Genomic DNA, 13,859 nt, shown 5'->3' with positions numbered 1-13,859 from the left:
ATGCTCTGGTACACCGCCCGGCGGATCCTGCAGCTGATCCCCGTCTTCTTCGGCGCGACGCTGCTCCTCTACTTCATGGTCTACAAGCTGCCGGGTGACCCGACGGCTGCGCTGGGTGGCGGGCGTCCCCTGACACCCGCTGTGCGCGAACAGATCCGCGAGCAGTACCACCTGAACGACAGCTTCTTCCAGCAGTACTGGATCTACCTCAAGGGCATCTTCACGTTCGACTTCGGCCAGTCCTTCTCGGGTCGGCCGGTGCTGGACGTGATGCAGCAGACCTTCCCGACGACGATCAAGCTCGCCGTGATGGCGCTGATCATCGAGGCGGTGCTCGGCATCGTCATCGGTGTGATCGCCGGCCTGCGCCGCGGCGGCTGGTTCGACTCGACGGTCCTCGTCGCGAGCCTCATCGTCATCGCGATCCCGATCTTCGTGCTCGGCTTCCTGGCCCAGTTCGTGATCGGTGTGAAGTGGGGTCTGGCCCCGGTGACCGTCGGCGGCAACACCTCGATACAGAACCTGTTGCTACCCGCGTTCGTGTTGGCGCTCGTGTCGATCGCCTACATCCTGCGGCTGACCCGCAACTCCGTCGCGGAAGTCGCCGGCGCCGACCACGTCCGTACCGCCACGGCCAAGGGGCTGGGCCGGCCACGCGTGGTCACCGTCCACATCCTGCGGAACTCGCTGATCCCCGTGGTGACGTTCCTCGGTGCCGATCTCGGCGCGCTGATGGCCGGTGCCGTCGTCACCGAGGGGATCTTCAACATCAACGGGATCGGCCAGACCGTGTTCCGCAGCGTGCAGATCGGTGAGGCGCCGACGGTGGTCTCCATCGTCACGGTGCTCGTGCTGATCTACCTCATCGCCAACCTGGTGGTGGACCTTTTGTACGCCCTCATCGATCCGAGGATCCGTTATGCCTGACCGCGATCCGGACGCCGCACAGGCGGGCGTCCCCGCCACCCACCCGCACCAGGACCGGTTCGTCGCCGGTGCGTCCGAGGCCGAGGTCCTCGCGGTCGACGCCGTCGTCGACACCGGCTCGTCGGCCGGGTTCTGGAAGGGCGCCTGGCTCAACCTACGTCGTCGGCCCCTCTTCATCGTCTCGGCCGTGATGATCCTGATCGTCGTGGTCGTGAGCCTGTTCCCGGGCCTGTTCGCCCACCAGGACCCGCGACTGTGCCTGGGGTCGCTCAGCCTCCAGAAGCCGTCGGGTGCGCACTGGTTCGGCACCGACCTGCAGGGCTGTGACATCTACGCCCGCACCATCTACGGCGCCCGGGCGTCGGTGGTGGTGGGTGTGGTCACCACCCTGATCGTCTTCGTGATCGGCACGACCTTCGGTGTCCTGGCCGGGTTCTTCGGCGGATGGCTCGACGTGATCATCTCGCGCGTCACCGACATCTTCTTCGCGCTGCCGCTGATCCTCGCCGCGATCGTGATCATGCAGATGTTCGCGAACCGGAGCGTCTGGACGGTGGTGACGATCCTCGCGGTGTTCGGGTGGCCGCAGGTGGCGCGCATCGCCCGCGGCGCGACGATCTCGATCCGCAACGAGGAGTTCATCACCGCGGCCAAGGCGCTCGGTGCCTCCCGTGCGCGGATCGTCGTCTCGCACGTCGTGCCCAACGCCCTCGGCCCGATCATCGTCATCTGCACCATCAGCCTGGGCGTGTTCATCGTGACCGAGGCGACGCTGTCGTACCTCGGCATCGGATTGCCGGCCACCAGCGTGTCGTGGGGGATCGACATCTCGGCGGGGCAGAGCCTGCTCCGGTCGGGGAACCCGATTTTGCTGTATCCCGCTGTGGCGCTGGCCCTCACGGTGCTCGCGTTCATCATGATGGGTGACGCCCTGCGTGACGCCCTCGACCCGAAGGCCCGCACCCGATGAGCGAGCAGAACAGCGGCGCCCCGACCGCCGCCGAGCCGATCTTGTCCGTCCGAGACCTCGCGGTCGCCTTCGGTGACACCGAGGCCGTCTCCGGCGTCGACCTGACGGTCTACCCGGGTCAGACCGTGGCCATCGTCGGCGAGTCCGGCTCGGGCAAGACCACGACGGCCAACGCGGTGCTGAACCTGCTGCCGGGTACGGGCCGCGTGACCCGCGGCAGCATCGTGTTCGACGGCGCCGAGCTGACCACGGCGTCGAAGAAGGACGTCGACGCCCTGCGCGGCAGCGACATCGGGCTCGTCCCGCAGGACCCGATGTCGAACCTGAACCCGCTGTGGCGGATCGGGTTCCAGGTCCGTGAGGCGCTCGAGGCGAACAACGTCGCCAAGGGGGCCGCGGCGAAGAAGCGTGCGGCCGAGCTGCTCGCCGAGGCGGGTATGCGTGACGCCGAGAAGCGCATGAACCAGTTCCCGCACGAGTTCTCGGGCGGTATGCGGCAGCGCGCGCTCATCGCGATCGGACTGTCGTGCCGACCGAAGCTCCTCGTCGCCGACGAGCCGACCTCCGCGCTCGACGTGACGGTCCAGCGCCAGATCCTCGACCACCTCGACGGGTTGACCAGGGACCTGGGCACGGCGGTGCTGCTCATCACCCACGACCTCGGCCTCGCCGCCGAGCGCGCGTCGCACCTGGTGGTGATGTACCGCGGACGCGTCGTGGAGAGCGGCCCGGCTCTCGACATCCTCCGGGATCCGCAGCACGAGTACACGAAACGGCTCATCGCGTCGGCGCCGTCGTTGGCCTCGACGCGCCGGTCGATCAGGGAACAGCGCGCGGAGATCGTCGAGCAGGCCGCAGAGGCCGCCGAGGGGATAGCTCCCGCCGAGGCCGGGAACGACGTGGTCGTCGCCTCGGGTCTCACCCGGGAGTTCTCGATCCGGGGTGGCGCACCGTGGAAGTCGTCGACGCTCCTGGCGGTGGACGACGTCTCGTTCTCGATTCGCCGGGGCACGACGACGGCGATCGTCGGCGAGTCGGGGTCCGGTAAATCGACTGTCGCGCAGATGGTCCTGGGACTGCTCGAGCCGACGCGCGGCACCGTGGAGTTCGACGGTCGCGACGTGCGGTCGTACACGGGACGGGAGTCCGCGTCGTTCCGGCGGCGCGTGCAGCCGATCTTCCAGAACCCCTACGGGTCCATCGACCCGCTGTTCTCGATCTACCGCGTGATCGAGGAGCCGCTGCGCATCCACAAGATCGGGTCGGCCAAGGAACGGGAGGCGCGCGTGCGCGACCTCCTCGACAAGGTGGCGCTGCCCGCGTCGGTGATGCGTCGATTCCCCAACGAGTTGTCGGGCGGACAGCGACAGCGCGTCGCGATCGCCCGTGCGTTGGCACTCGAGCCCGAGCTGGTGGTCTGCGACGAGGCGGTGTCGGCGCTCGACGTGCTGGTGCAGGCGCAGATCCTCGAGCTGCTCAACCAGCTGCAGGCCGATCTCGGGCTGACGTACCTGTTCATCACGCACGACCTCGCCGTGGTGCGGCAGATCGCCGACGACGTCGTCGTGATGGAACAGGGTCGGGTCGTCGAGAAGAACACCACCGACGCCGTGTTCGACTCCCCGCAGCAGGACTACACCCGCACCCTGCTCGACGCCATCCCGGGTGCCGCGCTGCTGCGCTGAGACGTCGCAGCGGGTGGCCACCGGCGGCTCACTAGGGTTGTGCCCGTGAGTCCCGACCCCCTCGCGCCCCTGGTGGACCTACCCGGTGTCGCCACAGCCGCCGACACGGCCCGTGATGCCCTGGCGGCCGTGCACCGTCACCCCGTGAACCTGCGGGGATGGTTGGACTCGTCCGTCGAGGCGTCCTGGCGTGCGGCGCAGTCGTCGGCCGCGATCGACGGGGCCGTGGTCACAGCGCGACGTGACGACGACGTCGCCGATCCCGTCCTCGCAGGGGCGCTGCGGGTGACCCTCGCCCTCACCGGCGAGTCGCTCGACACGCTGACGGCGGTGTGGACGCGCGCCCCGCTGCAAGCCCTCGCCCGGCTGCACCTCCTCGCAGCGGCCGACGTCGTCGACGACCCCGATCAGCTCGGCCGACCCCGGGTGGACGAGGGGGTGTCGCAGCGGCTCGAACTCCTGGCCGATCTGGTGACCGGCGGGACGTCGGTACCCGCGCCTGTCCTGACCGCGGTCGTGCACGGCGAGTTGATGGCGATGGCACCCTTCGCGACGGTCAACGGCGTCGTCGCCCGCGCGGCGGCGCGTCTCGCCGGCGCGGCCGCCGGCCTCGACCCCCACTGCCTCGGCGTGCCGGAGGTGACGTGGCTCCGGCGGGTGCAGGACTATCGCGCGGGCGTCACCGGGTTCGCGTCGGGGACCGCCGACGGACTCTCGGCGTGGCTGCTCATGCACATGCAGGCGTTGGAAAGCGGTGCGGCAGAGGCTCGCTCGATCGCCGAGGCGCGGCGCTGATCCGTCACGCCGTGCCACCTGGCCCGGAAACCATTGCAGGCCCTGCGATCTGAGGAGATCGCAGGGCCTGCGAGCACGGACCCGAGTTACCAAGCGTGCTGGGTGGGTTGCGTGGGTGGCCTCGGCGAACTCGTCGGGGTGTCATGTCCGCGGCTCCCACCCAAGGGTTGACCGGGAACATCCACCTGCCGAGAAGTCGCAGGCCCGCAACACTTCTGCCTTTCGCGGCGCGCTCCGCGTGGGTGCTCGGTGTCCGTGCTGGGAGGCCCCTGCCCGGGGATCCACTCCTTCTCTTCCGAAGTGGACGTTGCCGTCGGTGCCTTCCGTGCCACCAGTTCTACACCGTGACGGCGGTCACATCAAGGGTGTGGGCGAGGTCGTCTCGATCTCGTCACCGCGACCTGCCGCGGTGCAGCACCGCGTAGGTCAGACCACCTGCCACGACGGCGCCGACCCCCAGCGCGACCGCGCCTCCCGGCGTCGACGGGCGGGACGGGCGCGGGATCCGGCTGCGAATCGACACCGGTCGGCTGAACGACACGACGGGCCATCCGCGTGACGACGCGGCCCGTCGGAGCGCCCGATCGGGGTTCACCGCCGTCGGGTGGCCGACGGCGTCGAGCATCGGGAGGTCGGTGACGGAGTCGGAGTAGGCGAAACAGTTCGCGAGGTCGTAGCCGACGCGGTCGGCGAGCTCCCGCATCGCCGTCACCTTCGCGTCGCCGTAGCAGTAGAAGTCCATGTCGCCGGTGTAGTGACCGTCGACCACCCGCATACGGCTGGCCAGCACCGTCGACACGCCGAGCATCTGGCCGATCGGCTCGACCATCTCGACACCGGACGCGGAGACGATGACCACGTCGTGCCCGCGCGCCCTGTGGCCGGCGATGAGTTCGGCGGCCTCGGCGAACACCAGTGGCTCGACGATGTCGTGGAGTGTCTCCCCGACGATGGTCCGGACCTGCTCGACGTCCCATCCCGTGCACATCTGCGTCACGTGTCGCCGCATCCGGTCGACCTGGTCGTGGTCGGCGGCGGTCAGCAGGAACAGGAACTGCGCATAACTCGACTTCAGGACCGCGCGTCTGTTGATCAATCCCTCGTCGAAGAAGGGTCGCGAGAATGCGAGGGTGCTCGATTTCGCGATGATCGTCTTGTCGAGGTCGAAGAATGCCGCGACCGGCGATGCCGACGACGGCGTGACGAATTGTTCGGATCCCGAGGACGCCGAGTTCACGGCATCAGCCTACGTCCGGGCGGTTGCGCCGGCAGGGCTGTCGCCGCGCCCGCCGTCGAGGGCGTCGGCGGGGATGACCGAACTTACGGCCCGGTAGGTCACACGCGAGGCTCGTGCAGGTCAGGCGGTATAAATTACCCACCGGTAACCGATGCTCGGGGTTGCAATCTTCGGGGTGTGGGTGTGTATAGTCTGAGTCACCCGGTTCATCCGGGGCTTTCAGCCCGACCCCCCGGGGCTGAAACGCGACGACCCTGGCCTCCTCCCCCCCTGGCCGGGGTCGTCCTCTATTTCCGGCCCTTTTCTCTCGGCCGTCTCGCTTTCCTGTCGGCCGGCGACCGCCGGCCGGTCGTGCACATCTTCGCGCCGATCAACAGAAACCCTAACCCAGCATTTGTACGGGGCGCAGGATGAGAGATCCGCCGGTGACGATCTCCCCATGACGCACCCGCCCGCATCGGTCGATCTGCTCGTCGCGATGGTCGACGACGCCCTCCTGGACGACGTGACGCGGTGCGCCGCGGCCGCGGGTTATCGCGTGGTCTCCGCCGACCCCACGACCGGCCGTCGGGCCTGGGCCGACGCGACCGCCGTCGTCCTCGACCCGTCGTCGGCAGGTGCCGTCGCCGACGCGGGCTGGCCGCGGCGTCCCGGTGTCGTGGTCGTCGGGTCCGGACCGATCGGGGCCGACCTGTGGCGGGCCGCGGTGCGGTTGGGCGCGGAGGACGCCCACGTCCTGCCCGACGGCGACCACGCGGTCGTCGGCGTGCTGAGCCGACTGCGCATCCCGCGACGGGGGCCCGGGTTGTCCGTGGCCGTCGTCGGCGGACACGGTGGGGCGGGTGCCAGCGTCCTCGCCGCCGCGATCGCGACGCGCGCCGCCGAGGACGACCTCGTCGGCGACACCCTCCTGGTCGACCTCGACGATCTCGGGGGTGGGGTCGACCTCGTCCTGGGCGTCGAGGAGTCGCCGGGACTCCGGTGGCCGGAACTCACCGTCGACAGTGGCCAGGTGGTGGCCGCCGGCCTGTACGCGGCGCTCCCGCGGACGGCCGCCGGCGTCACCGTCCTCGGGCCCCGGCGCGGCATCGGCCACGACGTCGGGGCCGACTCCGCCCGCGCGGTGGTCGAGGCCGCCCGGACCGCCGGTGGTGCCGTCGTCGTCGACCTGTCGCGTCGCCTCGACGACGTCGCGCTCGCCGTCGTGGAGGTGGTCGACCTGGTGGTCGTGGTCACGACGGCAACCGTGCGGGGGTGCGCCGCCGCCTGCGAGATGGCGCAACGCTGGCGTCCGGTCACGGACCGGTCGGGGCTCGTGGTGCGGGGCCCAGCACCGGGCGGACTCAGCGCGTCCGTCGTCGCCTCCACGGTCGGGCTGGACCTGATCGCCGCGGTGCGGTCCGACCCACGGATCGTCCAGGGGCTCGAGTCGGGGCGTCTGCCCCTCGCGCGACGGTCGTCCCTGGCGCGCGCGGCCGACGCCGTCCTCGACCACGTACTCGACCTGACCGAGGTCGCCGCATGACCGCCGACGTCGCAGCCCGGACGGCGCTGCTCGCCCGCGTCCGCGAGCGTCTCGCCGGCGATGCCGCGGAGCCCACCCCGCAGGTGATGGCCGAGGCGATCCGGGCGGAGTCGGGGGGCGTCCTCGGCGACACCGATCTGCTCGAGGCGTTGCGCTTCCTGCAGACCGAACTCGTCGGCGCCGGACTGCTCGAGGAGATCCTCGGTGACCCGGACGTGGCCGACGTCCTCGTCGTGGGTCCGCGCCAGGTCTGGGTCGACCGCGGTGCCGGCCTCCACCTCACCGACGTCGTCTTCGACGACGACGCGGCGGTCCGTCGACTGGCCGTGCGTCTGGCCGCGGGGGCCGGCCGACGCCTCGACGACGCCGCGCCATGGGTCGACGGGCAGCTGCGGAACGTCGGTCGACGCGGCTACAGCGTGCGCTTGCACGCGGTGATCCCGCCGATCAGCGTCGACGGCACGTGTCTGTCGCTGCGCGTGCTGCGGCCGGCCACGCTCGACTTCGCCGCACTCGTGTCGCGGGGTGCGATCCCCGCCGAGATCGTCGACCTCGTCGACGAGATGGTCGCAGCGCGCCTCGCGTTCCTCGTCGTCGGCGGCACCGGTGCGGGGAAGACCTCGCTGCTCTCCGGACTGCTCGGCCGTGTGAATCCCGCCGAACGGATCGTCTGCGTCGAGGACGCCGTCGAGCTCGCGCCGACGCACCCGCACGTCGTGCGTCTGGTCGCCCGGACCGCCAACGTCGAAGGGGTGGGGGCGGTCGGCGTCCGGGACCTCGTCCGTCAGGCCCTGCGGATGCGTCCCGACCGCATCGTCGTCGGCGAGGTCCGCGGTGCCGAGGTCGTCGACCTGCTGACCGCGCTGAACACCGGTCACGAGGGCTGTGCCGGCACGCTGCACGCGAACTCGGTCGAGGAGGTGCCGGCGCGTGTCGAGGCACTCGCGGCGCTGGGTGGGATGGATCGTCCCGCGGTCCACAGTCAGCTCGCCGCCGCGGTCGACGTGGTCGTCGCCGTCGCGCGTGACCCCGACGGGCACCGCGGGATCACCGAGATCGGACTATTCGATCGCGGTGCGGACGGATGGGTCCGCACGCGCCCGGTGTGGCGACGGGACACCGGGTTCACCGACGCCGCAGCCGATCTGCGGTCGCGGATGCGTCGGTCGCGTCCGTCGACGGAGGCGTCGTGACGGCGGCGGCGCTGTGGATGTCGCTCGCCGCGGTGGTGGCACTGTGGCCGGTGGGCGTGCCCCGACGGCGCGTGCACGCCGCGACGGGTGACGACGGTCGCCCGGGGGCGCGCGGGCGGTCGTCGCGGATCGACGGGTGGGTCGTCGGCGGATGTGCCTGTGCTGTCGGCTCTCTCGTGGTCGTCGGGACCGCGGCAGGTGTCGCCGCCGGGATCGTCACCGCCGCAGTTCTCCGACACCGACGTCGGCGACGACGTGAGCGCGCGAGGGACGCCGAGCTCGACGCCGTCCTGGACGCGGTGACGGTGATCGTCGCCGAGATGTCGGTCGGCGCGCATCCGGCCCGCGCGTGTCGGCAGGCCGCCGACGATCTCGCGCGGAGGCCGTCGGCGGAGGGTGTCGCGCCGACGCTCGAGGTGGTCACGGCGATGGCCGGGCGCGCAGAACTCGGCGGCGACGTCGCCGCCGGGCTGCAGTCGGTGGGCGGGGAGCGGTCGCACGCCTGGGCACGGATCGGCGTGGCGTGGCGCACCGCGGAGGACCACGGCCTGCCGATGGCCGATCTCGTGCAGTCGGTCCGTGACGACCTCGTCGCGCGTCGCCGGTTCGCCGAGCGGACACGCGCGGCTCTGGCGGGTGCCCGGGCGACCGCGGCCGTCCTGGCCGGACTGCCCGTGCTCGGCGTGCTGCTGGGCGAGGCCATGGGTGCCCGCCCGGTCGCGGTGCTGCTCGGGGGTGGCCTGGGTGGGATCCTCCTCGTGGTGGGGGTGACGCTCGTCGTCGCGGGGCTGGCGTGGACGCAGCGGATCACCGACAAGGTGATGACCCCGTGAGCCCGTGGTGGGCGGCGGCGGGCATTGCCGCCGCGGTGGCGCTAATGCTCGCCCCGTCGGGTGGCTGGGTGATCGCCCGCCTGGTGCCGCCGCCTCCCGCCGACCGATCGCCGCGGTGGCTCGGTGTGACGCGGCATCGGACCGACCCGTTCGCCGTGGCGGCGGGCTACGACCTGTTCGCGCTGTGCCTGCGTGCCGGGATGCCGGTCGGCGCGGCCGCCGGGGTCGTCGCGGGGTCCGCGCCCCCGGAGCTCGCCACCACGCTGCACCGCGCCGCCGAACTGCTCTCGCTCGGTGCCGATCCCGTCCAGGCGTGGGAGCCCGGCGCCGACGCCTCCCCGGCGGCGGTGTCGTTGTGCGCCATGGCCCGCCGGTCGGCACGCGCCGGCTCGTCGCCCGTGGTCGGGTTGGCGGAGCTCGCCCGCTCGGAGCGGGAGAGCGCCCAGGATGCCGCCGCGGCCGCCGCGGAACGGGCGGGTGTCGCGGTGGCCGGTCCGCTCGGCCTGTGTTTCCTCCCGGCGTTCGTCTGCCTCGGCATCGTGCCGGTGGTCGTCGGGCTGGCCGGGACGGTCCTGCGCGGAGGGGTGCTGTGACGCAGCGGTCCGCGGAGCAGACCGACGGACGGTCCGTCGGTCACGAGAGGGGAGAACAGATGCAGCACAGGTGGATACAGGCCGCGCAGGTCCGTGTGATGGAGGCTGCGGCCGCAGACGACGGCATGTCGACGGCGGAGTACGCGATCGGCACCATCGCCGCCGCGGCGTTCGGGGCCATCCTCTACACGGTGGTCACCGGCGACAACATCGTGTCGGCGCTGACGGGGATCGTGACGAAGGCGCTGAACACCAGCGTCGGCTGAGGGGGGAGCGGTGACCGCGGCGGGGATGGATGCCGCCGCGGGAGCCCCTCCCGCTCAGCGGATGTCGACGGTCTTGCCCGTGGTGTCGCGGTTCTTCTCGCCGTACCAGGCGACGAAGCCGCGGACGCCGAAGTGGTGCAGCCGGCGCAACGAGATTCGAACCACCGCCTCAGGTGCTAGTGCGATCCCCCCGGCACCGACCAGGGCGCGCACCCGGCGTTCGAAGGTGAGGTCCTCGTCGAGGTCGTCGATCGCCGCGCGGGGGAAACCGCCACTGCGCTCGTAGATCTCGGCGTCGAACGCCATGCTGGGGCCGCAGACCGCGAAGCTCCGGCGGTTCGCGTCGGGTTCGTTGCGGGTGCGGTACCACTCGACCAGGTGGCCGAGCCGCCATCCGTTGCCGATGACGTTGAACACCGTGTTGACCACACCTTCGTCGGTGCGGGCGCGCAGCCGGCCGCCGACGAGTCGCTTCCCGGCACAGAGCGGGCGGATGATCTCCGCGAGCCAGTCGGGCTCGGGGAGGGTGTCGGCGTCGGTGCGGGCGATGAACACCGCGCCGGTCGCGATCGCGTAGCGCGTGGCGGTGTCGACCGCGAACCCGGTGCCCTTCTCCTTCTCGGAGATGAGTTCGACGGGGAAGCGAGGCCCGCTGTCGATGTGTTCGCGCACGATGTCCGCGGTGCGGTCGGTGCTGTTGTTGTCGACGACGATCACGCGGAACCCGTCGAGGACCCTCCGCTGCAGCACGGAGTCGAAGCGTTGTGCGTCGAGCGCGCGGAGCGTGTCGAGGATGTATTTCTCCTCGTCGAACGCGGCGACGATCACGGCAACCGGCGACTGATCGCTCGTCATTAGTTCAGTACAACACAGGTGAAGCAGGGTCGCAGCGCCGATTCAGGTCAGCGGATGTCGGCGTCGCGATCTGGTCTGTCGTCACCGTCGGAGCTGTACCAGGACACGAAATCCCGGGTGCCGTACTCGTCGAGACGTCGCAGCGAGGTGCGGACGACCGCGCGCGTGGCGAGGGCGATCCCGTCACCGCCGACGAGCGCGCGCACCCGCTGGTGCAAGACCTCGTCCTCGTGCGCGTCCTCGATGCGCGTGCGGGGGAAGCCGCCGGACTGCTCGTACATCTCGGCGTCGATGGCCATGTTGTTGCCGACGACGGCGAAGCTCCGACGCTCGTGCGGCGCCGCGCGGCGTGTCCGCGCCCACTCCACCGCGTGTCCGACCCGCCACAGCGCCCCGACGGCGTTGAACACGGTCGCCGAGGTGCCCCCGTCGGACCGCGCCTGCACCCGTCCCCCGACGAGCCGGTACCCCTCGAGCAGGGGCGCGACGATGTTCGCCAACCAGTCGGGTGCGGGCAACGTGTCGGCATCGGTCCGCGCCACGAAGCTCGCGCCGAGATGTATCGCGCGGCGCACACCGGTGTCGGCGGCACACCCGGTGCCCTTCTCCGGCTCGGACACCAGTTCCATCGGCACCGAGGTCCCCGCGTCGATGAACGACCGCACCACGTCGGCCGTGCCGTCGGTGCTCGCGTTGTCGACCACGATCACCCGGTAGCCGTGCAGCACGTGCCGGTGGACGACCGAGCTGAACCGCTGGCGGTCGAGCGCACGCAGGGTGTCGGTGATCAGACGTTCCTCGTTGTGGGCGGGGACGACGACGGCGACCGCCGGGACGGCCGTGTCGGCCGCGTCGCCAGGGGTGCTGGTCACACCGGGAGTAAAGCACCGCCGGTTCGCTCACGCCGGGTCGTGGCCCTGCGATCGCGCCGATTCCGCGTGTGACCCCGCTGTCTCGGGCCACGATGGTGAGTGGGTGGCCGCACCATCACGCGTGCCTGGATGACGATCGGGAGGAGGCGTCGGCATGAACTCGCAGGCCGTCGTGCGCCGCGCTGCCGCGGGTCCGACGCCACGGCCGTCCTTCCGCCAACTGCTGTGGCGGTGGCTCGTCGACGACTTCGACTACCGGTACGTCATCGAGCACCACTCGCTGCGCCCCCTCTACCACCCGATGCGTGCGATCCTCGCCGGGAACACCGCCCTCCTCGCCATCTGCGCGATGCTCCTGCTCGGCAGCGAGGAGGGGCCGAGCACGTCGGCCGGCGTCGTCTGGGTGTGGATCGTCTTCGCGGTCCAGATGGTCGTGATCGTGGGGCTCCTGTTCGTCCGCAAGTCGTTCCTCACCCGCCACGCGCGGGTCTGCCTGGTCGGTTTCGGCATCTTCGCCGACGTCGGGCTCACCTCGGTGCTGTTCCTGTACACGCCGATGATCAGCGCGTTCGCCTGCGTCTTCTTCGTGGTGAACAGCGCGCTGTGCACCTTCCTGGTGAGCTCGCGATGGTTGCTGGTCCACACGGCCTACGTCACGGTGGTGATCGTCGTCTGCGCACTCCGGCTCGAGGCCGCCGGGACGTTCGACACGCGGGCCGTGATCGCGGGGACGATCGTCATCCTGGCCGCGGTCGACGGGATCCCCGCGGTGGCGCATTTCGCGTGGTCGACGCTGTCCGCGGACTCCCGCCAGGCGATCCGCGATCCCCTGACCGGCCTGCTGAACCGACGCGGGGCCGACGTGTCGGTGGAACCCCTGTGGTCGACCGCCGCGGCGGCGGGGCACGCCGTCGCGGTGCTCGTCGTCGACGTCGACGACTTCAAGCGGATCAACGACAACCACGGCCACGACGAGGGCGACCGCACGCTCCGGCGCATCGCCGGCACGCTGTCCACGGCGGTCGGTGACGGTGTGCTGGCCCGGACGGGCGGCGAGGAGTTCACCGTCTATCTGGCGGGTGTGCCCGACGAGTTGCGGCGCCGCATCGACACCGTGCCGCACGTGGTCGGAGACGACCGCTCGATCGGGTGCACGATCAGCGTCGGCGCCGCGATCATCCCGGCGCCGACCGTCGCCGGCTCCGGCCTCGGCGTGGTGCTCCCGGCGCTGCGGACCGCGGACACGCTGATGTACGAGGCGAAGCAGCGCGGAGGCGGTCGGGCGATGACCACCGTCGTCGGCGACTGACGCCGGGACGAGCGGAACCGGATCGCCGACCGCTGCGTCCAACGGACATGGTGGGTCGAGGAGGACGGGGACGACGGTCTCTCGTCGTGGCGATACGTGACGACCGGGGGATGGTGACCGTCGAGGCGGCGTTCGCGATCGCCGCGATCGTGGCCGTGGTGGTCCTCGGCGTCGGCGTGGTGACCGCGACCGCGACGCACGTCCGATGCATCGACGCCGCGCGGGAGGTGGCGCGGCTCGCGGCGGCCGACGACCCGCGAGCACTCGACGCCGGGCGGTCGGTGGCGCCGAATGGCGCCGACGTCGGACTGGCCGTCGACGCCGATCGGGTCACCGCCCGCGTCCACGCGCGGTCGCCGTTGCTGCCCGGTGTGAACCTGGGCGCGACCGCGGTCGCGGTGCGCGAGCCGGCGGGCGCCGGGTGAGGCGTCTCGTCGACGGCGATCGCGGCTCGGTCACCGTCCTCGGCGCGTTCGTGGTGGCCGCGCTCGTGGGTGTCATCGTGCTGATCGTGTACCTCGGCGCGGCCACCGCCGCCCGTCACCGCGCCCAGAACGGCGCCGATCTCGCTGCGTTGGCGGCGGCTGGTCGGGCCCTGCTCGCCGAGCCCGATCCCTGCGGCGCCGCGCGGGAGATCGGCACGGCCAACGCGGTCCGCGTCACCGACTGCACGGTGGACGGGTCGGAGGTGTCGGTGCGCACCACCGTCCCGATCGCGCTGGGACCGTTCGGTTCCCGCGACGCCCACGCCCGGGCGCGGGCCGGCCCGACGGAGGACACCGGGTGAGACGCCCGGCGA

Annotated in this window: 15 protein-coding genes; 12 read left to right on the top strand and 3 right to left on the bottom strand. The window is 71.3% G+C overall.

What is annotated here, in order from left to right; translation table 11 throughout:
- Genes LX12_RS17130 through LX12_RS17115 form a run of 4 tightly spaced genes read left to right on the top strand, consistent with a single transcriptional unit; the run spans position 1 to position 4,377 of the window.
- The gene (locus LX12_RS17130; RefSeq protein ID WP_253655788.1) at positions 1 to 927 is read left to right on the top strand and encodes an ABC transporter permease; all 927 of its coding nucleotides are present in this window, start codon (positions 1 to 3) and stop codon (positions 925 to 927) included.
- On the top strand, positions 920 to 1,897 hold the full coding sequence (locus LX12_RS17125) for an ABC transporter permease (protein WP_253655787.1): 978 nt from the start codon (positions 920 to 922) through the stop codon (positions 1,895 to 1,897). Before LX12_RS17130 ends, LX12_RS17125 begins: the two co-directional genes overlap by 8 nt.
- Positions 1,894 to 3,582, top strand: a complete 1,689-nt coding sequence (locus LX12_RS17120) for a dipeptide ABC transporter ATP-binding protein (protein WP_253655786.1) — start codon at positions 1,894 to 1,896, stop codon at positions 3,580 to 3,582. Before LX12_RS17125 ends, LX12_RS17120 begins: the two co-directional genes overlap by 4 nt.
- Positions 3,583 to 3,627: 45 nt before the next feature.
- The gene (locus tag LX12_RS17115) at positions 3,628 to 4,377 is read left to right on the top strand and encodes an oxidoreductase (protein ID WP_253655785.1); all 750 of its coding nucleotides are present in this window, start codon (positions 3,628 to 3,630) and stop codon (positions 4,375 to 4,377) included.
- 391 nt (positions 4,378 to 4,768) lie between these two features.
- Here the strand turns inward: LX12_RS17115 and LX12_RS17110 are convergent, their stop codons facing one another.
- Positions 4,769 to 5,614 carry an HAD family hydrolase gene (locus LX12_RS17110; RefSeq protein WP_253655784.1) on the bottom strand — a complete coding sequence of 282 codons (846 nt, stop codon included), beginning with the start codon at positions 5,612 to 5,614 and terminating at the stop codon, positions 4,769 to 4,771.
- 439 nt (positions 5,615 to 6,053) lie between these two features.
- Here LX12_RS17110 and ssd point away from each other — a divergent pair, with 439 nt between their 5' ends.
- Genes ssd through LX12_RS17085 form a run of 5 tightly spaced genes read left to right on the top strand, consistent with a single transcriptional unit; the run spans position 6,054 to position 10,024 of the window.
- Positions 6,054 to 7,139, top strand: coding sequence for a septum site-determining protein Ssd (gene ssd / locus LX12_RS17105; RefSeq protein WP_253655783.1), 1,086 nt, complete (start codon positions 6,054 to 6,056; stop codon positions 7,137 to 7,139).
- Complete coding sequence (locus LX12_RS17100; protein WP_253655782.1) at positions 7,136 to 8,332, top strand: TadA family conjugal transfer-associated ATPase; 1,197 nt, start codon at positions 7,136 to 7,138, stop codon at positions 8,330 to 8,332. The genes ssd and LX12_RS17100 overlap by 4 nt, the downstream gene beginning before the upstream one ends.
- The gene (locus LX12_RS17095; protein ID WP_253655781.1) at positions 8,329 to 9,165 is read left to right on the top strand and encodes a type II secretion system F family protein; all 837 of its coding nucleotides are present in this window, start codon (positions 8,329 to 8,331) and stop codon (positions 9,163 to 9,165) included. Before LX12_RS17100 ends, LX12_RS17095 begins: the two co-directional genes overlap by 4 nt.
- Before the next feature lie 44 nt (positions 9,166 to 9,209).
- Positions 9,210 to 9,758 (top strand): type II secretion system F family protein, encoded by a 549-nt coding sequence (locus tag LX12_RS17090; RefSeq protein ID WP_253655967.1) that lies wholly within the window; start codon positions 9,210 to 9,212, stop codon positions 9,756 to 9,758.
- Positions 9,759 to 9,817: 59 nt separating this feature from the next.
- The gene (locus LX12_RS17085) at positions 9,818 to 10,024 is read left to right on the top strand and encodes a DUF4244 domain-containing protein (protein WP_253655780.1); all 207 of its coding nucleotides are present in this window, start codon (positions 9,818 to 9,820) and stop codon (positions 10,022 to 10,024) included.
- A gap of 54 nt (positions 10,025 to 10,078) precedes the next feature.
- On the opposite strand, the gene LX12_RS17080 is transcribed toward LX12_RS17085, so the two are convergent.
- Positions 10,079 to 10,879, bottom strand: coding sequence for a glycosyltransferase family 2 protein (locus tag LX12_RS17080; protein ID WP_253655779.1), 801 nt, complete (start codon positions 10,877 to 10,879; stop codon positions 10,079 to 10,081).
- A 47-nt stretch (positions 10,880 to 10,926) separates the two neighbouring features.
- Positions 10,927 to 11,751, bottom strand: coding sequence for a glycosyltransferase family 2 protein (locus LX12_RS17075; RefSeq protein ID WP_253655778.1), 825 nt, complete (start codon positions 11,749 to 11,751; stop codon positions 10,927 to 10,929).
- Positions 11,752 to 11,905: 154 nt separating this feature from the next.
- Here LX12_RS17075 and LX12_RS17070 point away from each other — a divergent pair, with 154 nt between their 5' ends.
- The 3 genes from LX12_RS17070 (at position 11,906) to LX12_RS17060 (ending at position 13,847) form a co-directional block, all read left to right on the top strand.
- Positions 11,906 to 13,060, top strand: a complete 1,155-nt coding sequence (locus LX12_RS17070) for a diguanylate cyclase domain-containing protein (protein ID WP_253655777.1) — start codon at positions 11,906 to 11,908, stop codon at positions 13,058 to 13,060.
- Between the two features lie 86 nt (positions 13,061 to 13,146).
- Positions 13,147 to 13,485 (top strand): TadE family type IV pilus minor pilin, encoded by a 339-nt coding sequence (locus tag LX12_RS17065; RefSeq protein ID WP_372505072.1) that lies wholly within the window; start codon positions 13,147 to 13,149, stop codon positions 13,483 to 13,485.
- Positions 13,482 to 13,847 (top strand): Rv3654c family TadE-like protein, encoded by a 366-nt coding sequence (locus LX12_RS17060; RefSeq protein ID WP_253655776.1) that lies wholly within the window; start codon positions 13,482 to 13,484, stop codon positions 13,845 to 13,847. The genes LX12_RS17065 and LX12_RS17060 overlap by 4 nt, the downstream gene beginning before the upstream one ends.
- Positions 13,848 to 13,859: the final 12 nt, after the last annotated feature.

This window comes from Williamsia serinedens (genome assembly GCF_024171725.1).
In the GTDB taxonomy this organism is placed as follows: Bacteria; Actinomycetota; Actinomycetes; order Mycobacteriales; family Mycobacteriaceae; genus Williamsia_A; species Williamsia_A serinedens.
Note: the sequence above shows the minus strand (reverse complement) of the source record. Positions and strands in the feature narration are given on the sequence as shown.

Bases quoted from the DNA above. Each gene is read 5' to 3' on its own strand.
- LX12_RS17085 (WP_253655780.1), top strand. From the start codon at position 9,818: ATGCAGCACAGGTGGATACAGGCCGCGCAGGTCCGTGTGATGGAGGCT.
- LX12_RS17080 (WP_253655779.1), bottom strand. From the start codon at position 10,879: ATGACGAGCGATCAGTCGCCGGTTGCCGTGATCGTCGCCGCGTTCGAC.
- LX12_RS17090 (WP_253655967.1), top strand. From the start codon at position 9,210: ATGCTCGCCCCGTCGGGTGGCTGGGTGATCGCCCGCCTGGTGCCGCCG.
- LX12_RS17100 (WP_253655782.1), top strand. From the start codon at position 7,136: ATGACCGCCGACGTCGCAGCCCGGACGGCGCTGCTCGCCCGCGTCCGC.
- LX12_RS17120 (WP_253655786.1), top strand. From the start codon at position 1,894: ATGAGCGAGCAGAACAGCGGCGCCCCGACCGCCGCCGAGCCGATCTTG.
- LX12_RS17125 (WP_253655787.1), top strand. From the start codon at position 920: ATGCCTGACCGCGATCCGGACGCCGCACAGGCGGGCGTCCCCGCCACC.
- LX12_RS17130 (WP_253655788.1), top strand. From the start codon at position 1: ATGCTCTGGTACACCGCCCGGCGGATCCTGCAGCTGATCCCCGTCTTC.
- ssd (WP_253655783.1), top strand. From the start codon at position 6,054: ATGACGCACCCGCCCGCATCGGTCGATCTGCTCGTCGCGATGGTCGAC.
- LX12_RS17070 (WP_253655777.1), top strand. From the start codon at position 11,906: ATGAACTCGCAGGCCGTCGTGCGCCGCGCTGCCGCGGGTCCGACGCCA.